Annotated in this window: 16 protein-coding genes; 9 read left to right on the top strand and 7 right to left on the bottom strand. The window is 57.4% G+C overall.

Features of this window, described 5'->3' with window-relative positions; translation table 11 throughout:
* Positions 1 to 551: 551 nt before the first annotated feature.
* Positions 552 to 785 (top strand): hypothetical protein, encoded by a 234-nt coding sequence (locus tag HMJ29_RS16820; RefSeq protein WP_171592572.1) that lies wholly within the window; start codon positions 552 to 554, stop codon positions 783 to 785.
* 63 nt (positions 786 to 848) lie between these two features.
* Here HMJ29_RS16820 and HMJ29_RS16815 read toward each other — a convergent pair whose 3' ends face one another.
* The 5 genes from HMJ29_RS16815 to HMJ29_RS16800 form a co-directional block, all read right to left on the bottom strand.
* A complete protein-coding gene (locus HMJ29_RS16815) occupies positions 849 to 1,394 on the bottom strand; it encodes a 2'-5' RNA ligase family protein (protein WP_171592571.1) in 546 nt (181 codons plus the stop codon).
* Between the two features lie 165 nt (positions 1,395 to 1,559).
* Positions 1,560 to 1,787, bottom strand: coding sequence for a hypothetical protein (locus HMJ29_RS20725; protein ID WP_366670661.1), 228 nt, complete (start codon positions 1,785 to 1,787; stop codon positions 1,560 to 1,562).
* On the bottom strand, positions 1,727 to 2,959 hold the full coding sequence (locus HMJ29_RS16810) for a M20/M25/M40 family metallo-hydrolase (protein WP_366670659.1): 1,233 nt from the start codon (positions 2,957 to 2,959) through the stop codon (positions 1,727 to 1,729). The genes HMJ29_RS20725 and HMJ29_RS16810 overlap by 61 nt, the downstream gene beginning before the upstream one ends.
* Before the next feature lie 148 nt (positions 2,960 to 3,107).
* Positions 3,108 to 3,662, bottom strand: a complete 555-nt coding sequence (locus HMJ29_RS16805; protein ID WP_171592570.1) for a histidine phosphatase family protein — start codon at positions 3,660 to 3,662, stop codon at positions 3,108 to 3,110.
* Between the two features lie 95 nt (positions 3,663 to 3,757).
* Positions 3,758 to 4,756, bottom strand: coding sequence for a DUF1028 domain-containing protein (locus tag HMJ29_RS16800; RefSeq protein ID WP_171592569.1), 999 nt, complete (start codon positions 4,754 to 4,756; stop codon positions 3,758 to 3,760).
* A gap of 166 nt (positions 4,757 to 4,922) precedes the next feature.
* Between HMJ29_RS16800 and HMJ29_RS16795 the strand changes: the two genes are divergently transcribed.
* Both HMJ29_RS16795 and HMJ29_RS16790 read left to right on the top strand, forming a co-directional pair.
* The gene (locus HMJ29_RS16795; RefSeq protein ID WP_171592568.1) at positions 4,923 to 5,966 is read left to right on the top strand and encodes an ABC transporter ATP-binding protein; all 1,044 of its coding nucleotides are present in this window, start codon (positions 4,923 to 4,925) and stop codon (positions 5,964 to 5,966) included.
* Positions 5,963 to 7,525 (top strand): glycine betaine ABC transporter substrate-binding protein, encoded by a 1,563-nt coding sequence (locus HMJ29_RS16790; protein WP_171592567.1) that lies wholly within the window; start codon positions 5,963 to 5,965, stop codon positions 7,523 to 7,525. Before HMJ29_RS16795 ends, HMJ29_RS16790 begins: the two co-directional genes overlap by 4 nt.
* Before the next feature lie 18 nt (positions 7,526 to 7,543).
* Here HMJ29_RS16790 and HMJ29_RS16785 read toward each other — a convergent pair whose 3' ends face one another.
* Entirely contained in the window at positions 7,544 to 8,311 is a 768-nt protein-coding gene (locus HMJ29_RS16785; protein ID WP_253805653.1) for a TIGR04283 family arsenosugar biosynthesis glycosyltransferase, read from the bottom strand.
* Positions 8,312 to 8,468: 157 nt separating this feature from the next.
* Here HMJ29_RS16785 and HMJ29_RS16780 point away from each other — a divergent pair, with 157 nt between their 5' ends.
* The 3 genes from HMJ29_RS16780 (at position 8,469) to HMJ29_RS16770 (ending at position 10,805) form a co-directional block, all read left to right on the top strand.
* Positions 8,469 to 9,155: a response regulator transcription factor gene (locus tag HMJ29_RS16780; protein WP_171592566.1), complete on the top strand. Its 687-nt coding sequence runs from the start codon at positions 8,469 to 8,471 to the stop codon at positions 9,153 to 9,155.
* A gap of 48 nt (positions 9,156 to 9,203) precedes the next feature.
* Positions 9,204 to 10,526, top strand: a complete 1,323-nt coding sequence (locus HMJ29_RS16775; protein WP_253805679.1) for a sensor histidine kinase — start codon at positions 9,204 to 9,206, stop codon at positions 10,524 to 10,526.
* A 72-nt stretch (positions 10,527 to 10,598) separates the two neighbouring features.
* A complete protein-coding gene (locus HMJ29_RS16770) occupies positions 10,599 to 10,805 on the top strand; it encodes a hypothetical protein (RefSeq protein WP_171592564.1) in 207 nt (68 codons plus the stop codon).
* Between the two features lie 142 nt (positions 10,806 to 10,947).
* Here the strand turns inward: HMJ29_RS16770 and surE are convergent, their stop codons facing one another.
* The gene (surE, locus tag HMJ29_RS16765; protein ID WP_171592563.1) at positions 10,948 to 11,823 is read right to left on the bottom strand and encodes a 5'/3'-nucleotidase SurE; all 876 of its coding nucleotides are present in this window, start codon (positions 11,821 to 11,823) and stop codon (positions 10,948 to 10,950) included.
* A gap of 136 nt (positions 11,824 to 11,959) precedes the next feature.
* On the opposite strand from surE, the gene HMJ29_RS16760 reads away from it, so the two are divergent.
* The 3 genes from HMJ29_RS16760 (at position 11,960) to HMJ29_RS16750 (ending at position 15,164) form a co-directional block, all read left to right on the top strand.
* Positions 11,960 to 12,661 (top strand): hypothetical protein, encoded by a 702-nt coding sequence (locus HMJ29_RS16760; RefSeq protein WP_171592562.1) that lies wholly within the window; start codon positions 11,960 to 11,962, stop codon positions 12,659 to 12,661.
* 119 nt (positions 12,662 to 12,780) lie between these two features.
* On the top strand, positions 12,781 to 13,215 hold the full coding sequence (locus HMJ29_RS16755; protein ID WP_171592561.1) for a DoxX family protein: 435 nt from the start codon (positions 12,781 to 12,783) through the stop codon (positions 13,213 to 13,215).
* A gap of 179 nt (positions 13,216 to 13,394) precedes the next feature.
* Positions 13,395 to 15,164 (top strand): M14 family zinc carboxypeptidase, encoded by a 1,770-nt coding sequence (locus HMJ29_RS16750; protein ID WP_171592560.1) that lies wholly within the window; start codon positions 13,395 to 13,397, stop codon positions 15,162 to 15,164.
* The last annotated feature ends 128 nt before the right edge of the window (positions 15,165 to 15,292 follow it).

Here is a 15,292-nt window from a genome sequence, read left to right as displayed (position 1 = left end):
GGCTTAGCAAAGTGAAGATACCACTCCTAATTTTCCTGTATTGATGATAGTCATAATCAATCTCATAGCTAGCATATCACTGATCTAGGAGCTATTCACGCACTCGTTTCCCATGTGGTAAGCGAATAAATTATTTATACACTTATCTTTTAATGGGCGGTTAGCTTCATGTTAATTAGCTAAACAGTTTACCCAAGCTGTTCTCATCCCTACTGAAGTTAGGCGGAATAAAAATGTAGCAGCACCCTTACCCTGTGTCGGTTGTAAAGTTAACATTTCAGGATAAGAGAAGGGGATATGTTTACTAGTTTTATCATTGACTATCAACTACTTAAAACATTTACAAGTACTACACTGCATTATTGTGTGCACCTAACGTACGTTGAGCATTTAAAAATTTGGATAAGCTTATTGATGCATCACACCAATTAGGCCGCGAGCTTTCCCAAAATCAGGCATTCCTAAGTATTCCCAATTCAACCAAACATTATTTGTCTAACGTGCGTTTTTATTACACCTTTGAAAATCATTTACTCTAAATAAACACTAACATGGCCGCTCCCGACCTCAATAAGCTCCAGCAAATTTTGGCTAGTGCAGAAGAAAACGAATATGTAATCAGCCAGATTCGGAAGAACATGACGAAAGTGGCCGAACTTATTGCAGAAGTTAACACGATGTTGGAGCCCGGTTTTAAGCCTGAGCGTAAAGAGCGCAAGCCACGTGCCGTTTCTGCCACTGGCAAGCGCCCCGGCCGTCCGAGAAAAAGCGAAAACCCTGCTTAAATAATTAAGCATTACTTATAAAGAAAGCCCGGTAAGCTATTCGCTTACCGGGCTTTCTTTATACTAGCCAGCTACATAGTCTAACGGGAATTGCTCTATATTTTCCCAATTTTGACCGTTATGCTTAAATAAATAAAGCTCTTTTATTAGAAAGGCAGCTTGATATTCACGGCGGCTAAATTCTTCTTGTAACGCGGGCACTGCGGCTGGCGGCAAATCACGGGTTGCAAGCGTCATGTGGGGCGTAAAGGACCTTTTTTCAGGCGTAATGGTGGGCAATTGCTCACTGCACCACGTTTGCAAAGCGGCGTGTAGCACTAAGAGTTGCTGTGTTTCAACCACCCTAACAAACAGGGTACGCGTCCCAAACCAGGAAAAATTATGGAGGCCGACATTACATGGTGAGTGGTTCCTGGCAAATTCTGATAAGACCGCCGTGGCCTGAGCCTCAAACCCGGTAGCCTGGCGAGTAGGCGGAATGAGGGTAATATGCGGAGGCAGCCGGATAGCATTACGGCTTCCAGTGCGCTCATGCACCTCTTGTTTCAAGGCCCACACCTGGCCTAGCACGGGTTCAGGAGGAAGCACAGCTACCAAATACAAATCCATATACTCTTGCAACCACTCTTAAGAGTTGGGTTACTTACGCAGTAATATGCTGGTTAGATACGCCAGAAACACGAAGCGCTACTATCACCTCCAACCCCTGACAAGGAATTGAAAGTGGTAGCAGCGCTTCGTGTTTCTGGCTGCGGGCAGCCGTAATCTACTGGCCTAGAGCCCGTATTTGCTGATCAGATAAATCAGAGAAGCCATACTGGCGCCCCCTAGCTCCAGTTCCCGACGGTTTACTTTATCAAAGGTATCGGCGGCGGTGTGGTGAATATCAAAGTACCGCTGAGAGTCGCATTCATAGCCGATGAGGGCTTTGGCCTGGCTCTTCAGGGGGCCGATATCGGTGCCGGCGTGACCGGGCGTAAACTCACCGCTACCGTACGGCACGAAAAGGGGCTCCCACTGCTGCACTTTGCGTACAGTAGCGGCATCGGCCTCAATGTTGAAGCCACGCGGCGTAAAGCCCCCCCATCCGATTCCATAGCGGCCAAGTGCTTCTCCCCGGCGCTCTTTGCCAGCTCCGCATACTTATTACCACCGCGGGTGCCGTTCTCTTCATTCATAAACAGCACCGCTCTTACCGTTCGTTCAGGGCGTAGGCCACTAGCTTTCAATAGGCGTAGCACCTCCATGCTCTGCACGCAGCCAGTGCCATCGTCGTGGGCGCCCTGGGCCAGGTCCCAGGAGTCGAGGTGGCCGCCCACGGTAATTATTTCATCGGGGTACTTAGTACCCTTTATCTCTCCTACCACATTATAGCTTTTTACCTCGGGTAGGGTCTGGCAGCTCATTTCCAGCTCTACCGTCAGCGTTTTATCGGCTTTCAGCAGTTGGCTAAGCTCATCGGCACCGTTGGTGCTCAGGGCAGCGGCCGGCACCTGAGTTACGCCATCCTCATAGCGCATAGTACCGGTGTGCGGGAAATCGTCGTGGGCCAGGGACAGACTGCGTACGAGCGCACCTACTGCTCCGCGCTTGGCCGCTTCGGCGGCTCCGCTCCGGCGCTGGTCGCCGGCCTCTCCGTAGGCCCGGCCCGTTTCAATATACAGCGGGTTCATGGGCCGATTAAAAAACACAAATTTGCCCTTAACCTGGTCAGCTGGCAGCGCAGCCAGCTCCTGCATGCTTTGCACTTCTATAACCTGCGCCTTGAGCTTGCCATTGGTACCCACAGAGCCACCCAGGGCGCACACGTTAAGCATTATGCCCTTGCCTTTGGCCCCGCGCGCCTGCGCTTTTTCCTTCGCGCCACGCACCCAGTGAGGCACCATTACCTCCTGCAGGTACACCCGGTCGAGGCCCATTTTCTCCATAGTGGCTTTCCCCCACTGCACTGCCTTTTCGGCCTCGGGCGAGCCACTCAGGCGCCCCCCAATGGTGCCCGTAAGCTCCCTGAGGTTAGCATAGCTTTGCCCGTGGGCCAGGGCCTCATCGTAGATTTTACGGATGTTGAGTGAATCAATGGTGTTGATGCGGGCCGACTGGGCCGTAGCCACCAGCGGCACGGCCGGCAACATGGCCGCCAGCAGTACACTGCGGCAAAGGGAAGAAATGCGCATAAAATGGAACAGGAAGAGGTATGCGAACAAAAGTGCGGAATAGAAGCGAAAATGTTGAGCAGGTTGCAGGCAGTGGCCAACGTTGCCCCAAGAATTGGCCTAAGCCTCCTTCAGCGAAATAACGCCATCAGTGCTAATGGCTCACCCCTTATTTGCCGGCACCGTAGCGGCGCGCAACGGCGGTAGGAGTCTTAGTAGAGTCCCGGGGCATGGTCACCTCCAGGAAGTAATTGTACTCGTTGTCGGCAACGGTGGGCACGGGCCGCGGCGCACCAAGGGCCTCTACCGTTTCAAGAATGGTGTTGGAGTGGCCTACTACCAACACGGCCTTACCAGGGTAGTCGCGCCGGATGCGGGCAGCCAGAGCGGGCAGCTGGCGGGCATCATACACCTCAACTGGAACCTGCAACTGGGTGGCCAGCGGCATGGCCGTAGTGCGGGTCCGGAGAGTGTTAGTGCTGAAGATGACAGACACTGGCTTGGGTGCTTTTGTGAGCTCTTCACGCAAGGCCTGCGCCCGTTGCTGCCCTACCTCGGTCAGGGCTGGGTCGGCGAGGCCAGGCGTTGGGTCTTTCTCGGCGTGCCGAGCTATATATACGGTAGTGGGGCTACCAACGGAGCGCAAGTGCGCCGAGCCGCCGCAGCTGCTTAGCAGGGTTACGAGTGGCAGCAACCAACACAATGGGTTCAGGAGGTTTTTCATCCTAACTCTTAGAGTCTACAAAAGTCAAAGTGGTGAACTAGTGCGCAGTAGGGTGGCTTAGCTGCGCAGCTAGGCCACCCTGCCGCGCAGGAAGTCTATTTAAGGGCCAGTATCTGTTTCAGCTCCGCATCAGTAACGGTCAGCAGGCCTACTTTGGGAAGGCGTTGCGTGAGCGTGCGCCAGTTAGGGTCTTGCTTGAAAATAGGAGCCAGCAGTTTGAGGGCAGCGGGTACCTGTTGCTTATTGGCCAGGCTGATGGCGTGCCAGTACTTCATTTCCAGGTTTTGTGGGAAAAGCTTTTCGGCGGCTTCATACTCCCGGATGGCGCCCGGCACGTCGTTTTTCTCCACGGCCAGGTCACCGGCATTCATGTGCTCATAGGCCCGGTGTAAGCTCAGCAGGCGGCTTAGCTCGCGCAGGGGCTCGGCGGCATCATCTACGCGCAGGTCAATGAGGCGGTCGGTCCAGGGGGCATCAGTGGCTTTGGCGCGCACCACCAGCAGGGCCGCCGACTGCCGCCCCCGTATGTCGCCGCCAGCGGCCTGGGCAGCCTGTAGCGCCGATACCACCCGCTCAGCGAAGGGCAACTTGGCATTTTGCTCATACGCTTTCTGCATGGCGGCGGGCACCGTATTGTTGAGCATCATATTAGCCTGCACCGAAAACTGACTGCCTTGGCGGTGCCCAGCCATATCAATGCACTTAGCACCGGTATGAGTAGCCACACGCCCTTGGTTATCGACTATGGCTACCTGCCGAACGTCGCGGCCTTCATCCGTGCGCAGCAGCTCATCAAGGGCCTCCTGGGCCGACTTACCACTTTTCAGCAGGGCCAGGCCGCGCGGGCCAAATGATTTGTTGGTGAAAGACTGCGTAGCCACGGCGCCTACTCCGGCCTCAGCCCAACTGACGGATGTGCCCACTGAAAACCAGTGGCTTTGCACGGCCACGGCAAAGTCGCCGGTTTGCGGGTCGCGGGCTACAATAGAGTAGGTATGCGCCAGCGGGTCGGAGGCGGTATATACCTGGGCAACAGCGGGCTTAACTATGCCCAGCCAAAGAACGGGCAGCAGGCTAAGAAGAACTTTTTTCATACTGGAGGTGGGAGAAGTTGGGTTGCAAGTGGGCAAGATACACACTAGGCCAGGTGCGGCCCAAGCCTGGCCTACTGGCCTCAGCAAAACAGCGTGGCCAAAGCTTTAAGATCACTATCTCAAGATTCCCTTCTACCTTTCATGGTTCGTAAACCAGCCCCTGCGCGTGACCTCTTCCCCTCCCACTGCCATTCAAGCCCACCAGCTCAGCAAGCGCTACGGCTCCCACACGGTGGTGCAGAACGTTTCATTTGAGCTCCCCGCTGGTGAAACGCTCGTGCTGCTGGGGCCCAGCGGCTGCGGCAAAACCACACTGCTGCGTATGCTTAACCGTTTGGTAGAGCCCGATTCCGGGCACGTAGCCATTCATGGGCAGGATGTACGTACCCAGCCGGCCGCCGAGCTACGCCGCGGCATTGGCTACGTGATTCAGCAGGTAGGCCTGCTGCCCCACTACACCGTGGCCGAAAACGTGGGAGTAGTGCCGCGGCTGCTAGGCCACGCGCCCGACCAGGTTACTACCCGCACCCAGGAGTTGTTGGAGCGGCTGCACCTGCCCCCCGATCGGTTTGCCGGACAGTACCCGCACCAACTCTCCGGCGGGCAGCAGCAACGGGTTGGGCTGGCCCGGGCCCTGGCTGCCGACCCTCCCATCATTCTACTGGATGAGCCCTTCGGGGCCCTCGACCCCATAACCCGCGCCAGCATCAGAAGGGAGTTTCGGGAGCTGGAAGAACTGCGGCGCAAGACCGTGGTACTGGTGACTCACGATGTAACCGAGGCCTTTGAATTAGCCGACCGGATTATGCTCCTGAATGCCGGTCAGGTGCAGCAATTAGGCACTCCACGTGAGCTGCTATTCCGGCCAGCCAATGATTTTGTGCGCACCTTCTTTGAGGCCGAGCAACTCTCCTTACAACTACGCACACTCCGGCTGGCTGACGTATTGGCACACATCGGTTCTGGGCACGAAAAACCAGCAATAAACAATTACATATCAACCGATAACACACTTCCACTTAGTGCTTCAGTTCAACAAGCTATTGAAGTACTAAGCGCTTTGGCGGCCAATCAACCTAACCCTGCCGAAGAAACAGTGGCGTGGGTTGAGTCAGAAAAACCAAGCCCCGCAGCAACCCTTCTGCCCCTTACGATGCCCGGGCTTATGACGGCTTTTGGCCAGGCTCTCCAACAGGCGCATACTGTATGAATACGCTCACCGAACTCCTGGCTTTCTGGCACGCTCAAGCCGATAAGCTAGGCCAGCAAACCCTCCAGCACATCGGCCTAACGGCCGCTTCCCTCCTGCTTGGCGTACTGCTTGGCGTGCCCCTAGGCCTACTAGTTACGCGCCGCCCTAAGCTGGCTCCCTGGGTGCTAGGCGGCGCCAGTATCCTGCAAACCATACCCAGCATTGCCTTGTTAGGCTTCCTGATTCCGGCATTAGGGATTGGGCCAGGGCCCGCCATTTTTGCGTTGTTCCTGTATGCGCTGCTGCCCATTGTGCGTAATACCGTAGCGGGCATTCAGGGCGTGGATGCGGCTGTGGTGGATGCCGCCCGCGGCCTGGGCCTGACCGATAAACAGGTGCTGCGCCGGGTAGAGTTGCCGCTGGCCTTACCCGTGTTGTTTGCGGGTATTCGCACGGCAGCCGTAATCAACGTGGGCGTAGCTACCCTGGCCGCGTACATAGCGGCGGGTGGCCTAGGCGAATTCATATTCGGGGGTATTGCCCTGAATAACCCTGCCATGATTTTGGCCGGTGCAATTCCGGCCGCAGCGCTGGCATTGGCTTTTGATGGTGCCCTAGCACTGTTGCAACGCCAGCCGGTGCGGCGGTTGGTGCGCGTAGGCCAGGCTCTGCTACTCGTGCTGCCCATTTTGGCGGGGCTGTACCTGCTGCCGCGCGCCACCAGCCGCCTGCTAGCCGGGTTCAGCCCGGAGTTTGTGGGCCGGGCCGATGGCTTGCCGGGGCTGCAGCAGAAGTATGGCCTCCGCACGGCCTCAGTAGTGCTGGCCCCGGCGTTGGTGTATGAGGCGGCCCACCAGGGCGATGTTGACGTCATTGACGGCTACTCCACCGATGGGCGCATCAGGGCCTACGACCTGCGCGTGCTGCGTGACGACCGCCAAGCCTTCCCACCTTACCAGGCGGCGCCCGTGGTGCGGGCCGAAACCTTGGCTCAGCACCCGGAGCTAACACCGGTGCTGGCCAAGCTGGAAGGGCAGATTTCTGACTCTGTGATGACGGAGCTTAACTACCGCGTTGACTATCTGCACGAAACTCCCCGGGCCGTAGCCCACGCCTTTCTGCACCAGCGGGGCCTGTGGCACGACCCATTGCCGGTGGCCGGTGGTACTATCCGGCTGGGTTCCAAGATCTTTGCCGAGCAGTACATTCTGGCTGAGATGTACGAAGCGCTTATTCGGGGCTACACCGGCCTCGATGTGGATTCTAAAACTGGCCTAGGAGGCACCAGTATTTGCTTTGAGGCCCTGCGCGCCGGCTCCATCGACCTCTACCCCGAGTACACAGGCACAGGGCTGCTGGTGGTGCTGCAGCCTGCGCAAGCGGCTATTGACTCGCTAGGCGGCCGGCCGGGGGCAGTACTGGCCTACGTGCGGCAAGAATTCAGGCGGCGCTACGGGCTGGAATGGCTGGCACCTTTGGGCTTCAATAACACTTACGCCCTGCTTATGCGCCGCCAGCAGGCTGAGCAGTTAGGCATTGCCTCGGTTTCAGAGTTGAGTGCCTTCCTTCGCAAGTAAGCACCTTAGCACTAGAGTCTACATTTTGCCCTGCCGAATAAACCGGCGGTAGAGGCGTACTAACCGGGCCTGCGATACGCCCAGCCAATGCAACACGGCAATGAGGGTAAAAAGGCCCTGCAGCCGGAACACGCCATTATCATGGTACTTGCGGGCGGAGGTTTCTACGGCCTGTGGCAACACCCGAAACGGCCCCGCCTTCCGCAGGCGGCCAATAATTTCCTGGTCCTCCATAACCAGCAGGTCTTCCCGAAAGCCACCGGCTTGCGCGAACACCGGGCGCTGCACAAACAGACTTTGGTCGCCGAACCGAATCAGGTCAATATCAAAGCGGGTACACCAGGCGTTGGCGCGCAGAAACCAGTGGGTATCGTTGAAGCGGAGCCGAAAGCAGCCACTGCCAGCGCCGGCCGCCACGGCCGCCCGAATATGGGTTAGAAAGTCAGGGGGCGGGTACGTATCGGCGTGCAAGAAGTACAGGATGCTGCCCTCAGCCGCCGCCGCACCCGCGTTTAGCTGAGCCGCCCGGCCCTTACGGGCACAGGTTACAACTCGGGCACCGGCCTGCCGGGCAAGCTGGGCGGTGCCATCGGGGCTGTTGCAGTCGGCCACCAGTATTTCTACTGCCTCGCCGGGGCCGGCAGCTGCCCGCAGGTGGCCTAGCAGCCCGGCAATGCCGGGAGCCTCGTTGTAAGTTGGGATGATGATGCTCACCAGGGCCGGCGCCGCAGCCGAGGACGGAGAGTTGGCGTGGCTCACGGGAATATAGAATGCGTCAGGAGGCAAATACGTCGGTTAGGGCCAGCAGGATACCGGGCAGCGGCCCAAAAGTAGCCACGGCGGCCTTGGACCGGTAAAATTAGCGCCGCCCACCTGCTCCGTTCATGCACTCTTCACGCCTGGGGTACGTATGTTGCAGCATCAACTACTTCTCTAGGTCTCTATGCACGTTCTTATTGTAGAAGACGAAAAAAGCCTGCACCAGGAAGTGCAGCAGTTTCTACTGCAGTCTCAGTACCTCGTCGACTCGGCCTTCACCTTTGCGGAGGCTTCCGAGAAGATCTTTGTGAACAGTTACGACTTTGTGCTGCTTGACCTGGGCCTGCCCGATGGTGACGGCCTGGAGCTGCTGCGCGAGGCCCGCCAGAACGACAAGCAGGAGGCCTCCTTCATCATCCTGACGGCCCGCGGCGCCCTCGATGACCGAATCAGGGGCCTAGATTTGGGCGCTGATGATTATCTGCCCAAACCTTTCTCGCTGCTGGAGCTGCAAAGCCGCATGCAGGCCATTATGCGCCGCAAGTTTGGCCTGAAACGCCAGGAAATGCTGTTCGGTGATGGGTTCCAGCTGGATGCCACGGGCCGCACGTTACGCTACAATGGACAAGATGTGTCGCTGACCAAAAAGGAGTTTGATTTGCTCCACTATCTGCTGCTGCATAAAAACCGCGTGCTTACGCGCCTGCAGTTAGGTGAGCACCTATGGGGCAACGTGCTGGAAGACGATTCCGACTCCAATTACATTGATGTGCACATCAAGAATATTCGTAAAAAGCTCAGCCAGTTTGCTCCCGCCGACTTTCTGGAAACCGTGCGAGGTATTGGTTACCGCGTAGCCGAGCCCAGCTAATTGTGGCATTCCTGAACTCCGTTCCTTATTTCACTAGTGTATGTGCGCATGCGTTTAGAGGCTAAGCTTGCCCTGTTTAATGCCCTCTCAAAGCTGCTGCTGGTGTTATTGGGTGCCGTAGTAATTCCGCCGGTGGTAAGCCGCGTGGCGGTAGGCCACACCGATCAGCGCCTGCTGGAGAAGCAAGCGGAAGTAATGCAGCTCATCCGGCGCAATGGTATCTCGGCGTTTGTGAAGGGAGAGGCCTACGCCGACTACAACATTCTGAAGCAGGAGTACATTACGCTCACTCCGCTGCCCGCAACCACCGAGCCGCCAGGCATGCACCGCATTTTCGACGAGCCCCGGCAGGTAGACAATGAGATTGAGGATTTCCGGATTCTGAGCTACAATTTCAATATCAACCAGAAAGAGTACCGCCTGGAAATTGGCTCCTCACTGGCCACCGTGGAGCTGCTCACGGACACGCTGCGCCACATGGCCCTGTGGGTACTGGTAATTGGGGCCCTGATTACAGTATGTACTGATGCGGCTTTTGCGCATTACCTGCTACGCCCCCTGCGCCAGCTGATTCTGCGCAAGCTGGAAGGCGTGCACCACCCCTCCGCCTTCTCCTACACTCCGCTCGAGACGGACACTGCCGACTTCCGGCGCCTGGATGAGAGCCTGAACGAGATGATGCGCAAGATTCAGTCGGCGTTTGAGAAGGAGCGCGAGTTTATGTCAAACGTATCGCATGAGTTGCTGACCCCGGTGAGCATCCTGCAGTCGCGGTTTGAGAACATGCTCCAGGACCCTGAGCTGGGCCACGCGCACTCACTCAAGATCGTTGACTCGCAGAAGACCCTTTACCGCCTGCGCAATACCGTTAAGACCCTCTTGCTCATTGCCAACATCGAGAATGAGCAGTACCTGCGCGAAGACACGGTATCGGTTGCTACCGTGCTGGCCGAGGTAACTAACGAGCTGGAAGACCGGCTGGCCCAGCGGGAGCTGCACCTACTGGAAGATCTGCAGCCCGATTACGTGCTGCTCAAGGCCAACCGCACCTTGCTGTTTACGCTCCTGTTTAACCTGATCAGCAACGCCATTAAGTACAACAACTGGGGCGGCAGCATTACGGTAGTGGGCCGCCCGCATCAAGGGGGTGGCTACACGGTTTCGGTTACGGATACCGGGCCTGGCATTGCCCCCGAAAACATACCGCATTTATTTGACCGTTTCCGGCGGTTCCAGAAGGGCGCTTCTGCCCCCGAAGGGTACGGCCTAGGCCTGCCCATTGCCAAAACCATTGCTGAGTTTCATAAGGCAACCCTCACCGTAGAGTCAGAAGTGGGCAAGGGCACAACGTTCAGCTTACGCTTTAAATAACGCCGGTTTCACGCATCCTTCACGTTGGCGGAGGTAGCTTATACCTATTGTTGCCCTTGCCCCATCCTTCCCATGAAAAAGCTGCTTTTGGCGGTTTTGGCACTGGCTGCAGGAACTGCGCTGGCGCTGCTGCTACGGCAGCCACCATCACCTGCCCACCCCCCGGTTGCCGCCGTCCCCATCATCCGTAAACCCATTCACGACGTTGCTCCCATTAAGCACGTGACTACAGTGCCCCCTGCCCTATATGCTGGGCACCACCATACTGCAACCAAGTAGCAAGCACCTACACCATAGGCAAATACAGCCGTAGCGCTCCTGGCAACCACCTCCATTACACCAGGCGCAACGGCTTGCTGAAATTGTGGTAGTTACCTGGAGCGCTACGGCTGCTTGCATGTAGCGAGGCGCCTGAAGTGGCCTAGCCTAGCCCCTCAGCAGACTCGCCGGGTGCAGGGGTGGCACTGCCCTGCGTGGGGGCCGGCTGCGCATTTGCCGGCACAGTGGTAGATAAGTCCCACTGCGAGTTCATTTCCCCAATGGCATGCAACGCAGTCAGATCAAATTGACAGGGCACAATGGAAATGTAATTATTGGCCAGGGCCCACTCATCGGTATCGGTACCCTTGTCTAAATTCACAAACTCCCCAATGAGCCAGTAGTATGGGCGGCGGTGCGGGTCGTGGCGCAGGTCGAAGTCTTCCTGCCACTTGGCCCGAGCCTGGCGACACACGCGGGCTCCGGCGATGGGCGTCTCGGAGTTTTTGGGAATATTGATGTTCAGGGCTGTACCCTGCGGTATCCCGTGCTCCAGGGCCTGCCGGGTCAGGTGCTCAATCCAGGGTTCAGTGTGAGAGAAATCGGCATCGTGGCCGTATTCGCAAAGCGAGAACCCAATGGCAGGCAGCCCCTCAATAGCCGCCTCAATGGCCGCCGACATAGTGCCGGAGTACAGCACATTCACGGAGGAGTTTGAGCCGTGGTTGATGCCTGAGACTACCAGGTCGGGGCTCCGGTCGCGCAGCACAAAGTGCTTGGCCAGCTTCACGCAGTCGGCGGGGGTGCCGCTGCACTCGTAGGCCTCAATGCCCTCAAAAATAGTACTGGCATCGAGGCGGAGCGGGTGGCCAATGGTAATAGCGTGCCCCATCCCCGACTGGGGCGAGTTAGGAGCCACTACTACTACCTCGCCAATGCGACTCATCACGCGCACCAGCGTGGCAATGCCAGGGGCCGTAATGCCGTCGTCGTTGGATATCAGAATCAGGGGCTTGCGGGCGGGTGCAGTCACGGGCAATGGGTTGATTTAAATTGAAAGGTGCGTAAAGGTACGTAGGCCACCACGGAGAGGTAGTTAGGGTTCTGCTACGGTTGTGCGGCCAGAAGGGTCTGTTCCGGACCAACAACCCGCCCCTGCCGCTCGTATGCACATCATGCTCAATTCGTTCACGTCTATACTCTGCCTGTGGCCCGTGGCCGGCACCCTCCTGTTGCTAACCAGCTGCAATGGGCAGCCCGGCAACTCCGCTGGCGCCACTACCACCGCCGAACAACCCTTTGTGCCCGCTGATGGTACTCCGGTTACTTCTCCGGGCGCCGCTCCCGTAGCGCAAATGGCCCCTGCTACCCCCCCGATGAGCGGGGCCCTCACTCCCGACTCATTGCACCTGATCAGCCCCGGCCGGGCCGGGCGTCTGCGTCTCGGCATGACGGAAGCCAAACTGAAAAAAGTAGTGCCCACCCAACTTTTGCGCCGCACAACCTACCTTGATAAGGGCCAGCCGCTTCCGGCCTACGAAATGCTGGATGCCCAGCAGCCTAGCGCCCCCGCCACCGTGTTGCACTTCATCGGCGACTCCGTGGGCGGTTTCCGCTTGCGCCGTATTCGCATCTATGACCCGCAGTACCGTACGGCAGAAGGTATTGGGGTTGGCTCTCCCTTTGGAGCGGCCCGCCAGAACCTGGGCCTGACTAAAGTGCGCCCCACACCAGCGGGGTTTGCGGCGGTATCGGGGCAGGTGCAAATGGCCTGGGTTATTGACCCCAAGTCATTGCCCGAAAAGCACCCCGAGGAAATGAACTCCGCCGATATTCCGCCTGCTGCCCGCATTACAGGCGTATTACTTTACCGGTAAGCTAACCAGTGGGCCAGTTGTATTACGCCACAAAACTTGTACTTTGGCAACGCAACGCTTCCTGCAGAGACCTGTTCCCTCTATAACTAAGCAACCGGCTTCTACCCGCTCTTTTGCCCATGGCCCTGTTTGAAAACCGCTACAAAACCCACGACCTAGGCCTCTTGATTCTGCGCGTGGGTATTGGGGTCATGTTTACCATTCATGGCTACCCTAAGCTTATTGGTGGCCCCGAGGCCTGGGCCAAAGTAGGGAGCACCATGAAGCTGGTTGGGCTTGATTTTGCGCCGGCCTTTTGGGGGCTGCTAGCGGCCATTGCCGAAGCCGTGGGCGGACAGCTACTAGCCATTGGGTTGTTCTTTAGGCTGGCTTGCGCCCTGTTACTGGGCACAATGCTCATGGCTACCATCCAGCACGTAAGCTCCGGCGATGGGTTTCAGGTGTATTCTCATGCCCTGGAAGCGGCCTTTTTGTTTATGGGCCTACTGTTTGCCGGGCCCGGTCGCTATAGCCTGGATCAAGTGCTGTTCCCGGCGCGCCGCCGGCTATACTAGTTTTTTTACGGTTTTACTGATCTGGTGTAGGTCACCCCGCGTATTGGGGTGGCCTACTTTTTTTGGGTGGAACCACTACCCGTGAGGTGGCCTCTTACTGGCCTATGAGCTGCTGGGCCAGCTCACTGAAACCGACGGATTCTTTCCAGTTTCGGTCAAATTTGCCGAACGTTGCCCTTATGCTGTCATTTCTGCTTTCTGCCCTCCTGCTTACCTCGCCCACAAACGCTACGTCCAAAACTGATTGGCGCACCCCCTTCGAGAAGGGGAAAGGCAACACTACCACTACCTACGCCGAGTGCATTGCCTATTATCAGCGGCTTGACAAGGCCTACCCGGAGATTAGGTTGCAAGTAGCAGGCACTACGGACAGCGGAGAGCCGTTGCACGAGGTAATTGTGTCGCTGGATAAAACCTTTGACCCAGCGAAAACCCGCAGCAAAAACCGGCGAGTCGTACTCATCCAGAACGGTATTCACCCTGGTGAGCCCGAGGGTATTGATGCGGCCATGATGCTGGCCCGCGACTACGTGCAGAAGCCGGAGCTGCGCCAGCAGCTGCAGGATGTAACGCTGGTTATCATCCCAATTTATAACGTGGGCGGCTCACTTAACCGCAACAGCACCACCCGCGCCAACCAGAATGGGCCGGAGCAGTACGGTTTCCGGGGCAATGCCCGCAACCTTGATCTGAACCGCGACTACGTGAAGCAGGACTCGCGGAACGCCCGCAGCTTTGCGGAGCTGCTCACCCGCTGGCAGCCCGATGTATTCGTGGACACGCACACCTCCGACGGAGCTGATTATCAGTACGTGATGACGCTCATTGCCACGCAGCAGAGCAAGCTACACCCGGCGCTGAGCAAGTACCTGAATGGTAGCCTCCTGCCCCAACTCTACCAAGGCATGAGCCAGCGCCAGGAACCCATGACGCCCTACGTAGACTTTGAAGGCCGCACACCCGATGCCCGCGGCCTGGTGGGCTTTCTGGAAACGCCCCGCTACTCCAGCGGCTATACGGCGTTATTTAATACCATTGGGTTTATCACCGAAACACACATGCTGAAAGCCTACACGCCCCGCGTAAAAGCTCAGTATGACTTTCTGGACCTGATGATTAGGGCTGTAGCACATGATGCGGATGCCCTAGGCCAGGCCCGTGCCGAAGCCAACCGCCAGCTGGCCGCTCAAACCACCTTTCCGCTGGCCTGGAAACTAGATACCACTGCCGTTGAGCAAGTTACTTTTTTGGGCTACGAGGGCCGGATGAAGCCCAGCGAAGTAAGCGGCAAGTCCCGGCTTTACTACGACCGCACGGCCCCTTACTCCCGCCAGATCAACTACTATAACACCTTCCGGCCCACCGTTACCGTAGCGCGGCCAGCGGCTTACCTTATTCCGCAGGCCTGGGGTGAGGTGGTAGAGCACCTGCGGCGAGCCGGCACCCAACTACAGCGCCTCACCCGCGACACCACCATTACCGCGGAGGTATATTACATTCAGGATTACAAAACCGGTACCAAACCCTACGAGGGTCACTACCTGCACAACCAGGTAGAGCTACGCCCAGGGCAGCAGCTCCTCACTTTCCGGCAAGGAGATTATGTAGCATGGCTCAACCAGCCGGCCGCACGCTACCTGATTGAAACCCTGGAGCCTCAAGCCACCGACTCCTTCTTCGCCTGGGGGTTCTTTGACAGCATACTACAGCAGAAAGAGTACTTCTCCGACTACGTGTTCGAAGACGTAGCCGCCGACCTGCTCCGCCAAGACCCCGCCCTGCGGCAGCGACTAGAGAACCTCAAGAAGCAAAATCCCGCCTTCGCTGCCAGTGGAGCCGCTCAGCTTGATTGGGTATACCGGCAGTCGCCGAACTACGAGAAGGCCCACCTGCGCTACCCCATCGTTCGGTGGAATGGCGGCAAGCTTCCGCAAGCAAAAGTGAAGTAGGCACTGATTGACGGGTAAAGTAGCCTGGTGCCAGCGCGAGGGCAATAACAGAGTTCCTCACCAGGTACTTAGTTAAGCCACCCTTATTCAACTCTGAGCCTTGGTCCAAGCAAAAGCCCTTACTTCCA

This window comes from Hymenobacter taeanensis, assembly GCF_013137895.1.
Lineage (GTDB): Bacteria > Bacteroidota > Bacteroidia > Cytophagales > Hymenobacteraceae > Hymenobacter > Hymenobacter taeanensis.
The sequence above is the reverse complement of the archived record's forward strand: the minus strand, read 5'-3'. Positions and strand labels throughout refer to the sequence as shown.

Bases quoted from the DNA above. Each gene is read 5' to 3' on its own strand.
- HMJ29_RS16805 (WP_171592570.1), bottom strand. From the start codon at position 3,662: ATGAAAAACCTCCTGAACCCATTGTGTTGGTTGCTGCCACTCGTAACC.
- HMJ29_RS16750 (WP_171592560.1), top strand. From the start codon at position 13,395: ATGCTGTCATTTCTGCTTTCTGCCCTCCTGCTTACCTCGCCCACAAAC.
- HMJ29_RS16820 (WP_171592572.1), top strand. From the start codon at position 552: ATGGCCGCTCCCGACCTCAATAAGCTCCAGCAAATTTTGGCTAGTGCA.
- HMJ29_RS16800 (WP_171592569.1), bottom strand. From the start codon at position 4,756: ATGAAAAAAGTTCTTCTTAGCCTGCTGCCCGTTCTTTGGCTGGGCATA.
- HMJ29_RS16790 (WP_171592567.1), top strand. From the start codon at position 5,963: ATGAATACGCTCACCGAACTCCTGGCTTTCTGGCACGCTCAAGCCGAT.
- HMJ29_RS16810 (WP_366670659.1), bottom strand. From the start codon at position 2,959: ATGCGCATTTCTTCCCTTTGCCGCAGTGTACTGCTGGCGGCCATGTTG.
- HMJ29_RS16815 (WP_171592571.1), bottom strand. From the start codon at position 1,394: ATGGATTTGTATTTGGTAGCTGTGCTTCCTCCTGAACCCGTGCTAGGC.
- HMJ29_RS16775 (WP_253805679.1), top strand. From the start codon at position 9,204: ATGCGTTTAGAGGCTAAGCTTGCCCTGTTTAATGCCCTCTCAAAGCTG.
- HMJ29_RS16780 (WP_171592566.1), top strand. From the start codon at position 8,469: ATGCACGTTCTTATTGTAGAAGACGAAAAAAGCCTGCACCAGGAAGTG.
- HMJ29_RS16770 (WP_171592564.1), top strand. From the start codon at position 10,599: ATGAAAAAGCTGCTTTTGGCGGTTTTGGCACTGGCTGCAGGAACTGCG.
- HMJ29_RS16760 (WP_171592562.1), top strand. From the start codon at position 11,960: ATGCTCAATTCGTTCACGTCTATACTCTGCCTGTGGCCCGTGGCCGGC.
- HMJ29_RS16755 (WP_171592561.1), top strand. From the start codon at position 12,781: ATGGCCCTGTTTGAAAACCGCTACAAAACCCACGACCTAGGCCTCTTG.